Raw genomic sequence first — 394 nt, 5'->3', positions numbered from 1 at the left:
GTTACCAGGAGCTTTAAATGAACAAGGGTTTGTTATATTCAAAGAAGTCTATGATCTTTCAAAAAATATCATTGAACCTGCTGCTCAAACAGCGGTAGCAGCGTATAACAAAGGAAAAGAAATTAACAACTCTATTYTAGAAGCRGAGAAAAAAGCRGMGCAAGAAGCGACAGAAMAAGGTAAATCTGCTCTAGAGATTGAATCGGCTAAAAAAGCAGCTCGTGAAGCAATTGAGAAAAGTAAACAAGCTGAAATAGCTGCAGCTGCAGTTGCAAAAACGAAAGAGTATGACCTTACGAAAGTTATTGACCCTAAACAAATTAAAAAAACATATAGTGCCTTTGCTGAAGTAAATAAACTAACAGCAGAGCAACGAGCACATTTGAGCACATTT

1 pseudogene is annotated in these 394 nt (G+C 36.5%); it reads left to right on the top strand.

The window, feature by feature from the left end:
- Positions 1 to 394 (top strand): annotated as a pseudogene (locus tag AC1DIT_RS28585) (hemolysin BL lytic component L2); the annotation flags it as partial.

This window comes from Bacillus sp. 05T22, assembly GCF_056396765.1.
Note: the sequence above shows the minus strand (reverse complement) of the source record. Positions and strands in the feature narration are given on the sequence as shown.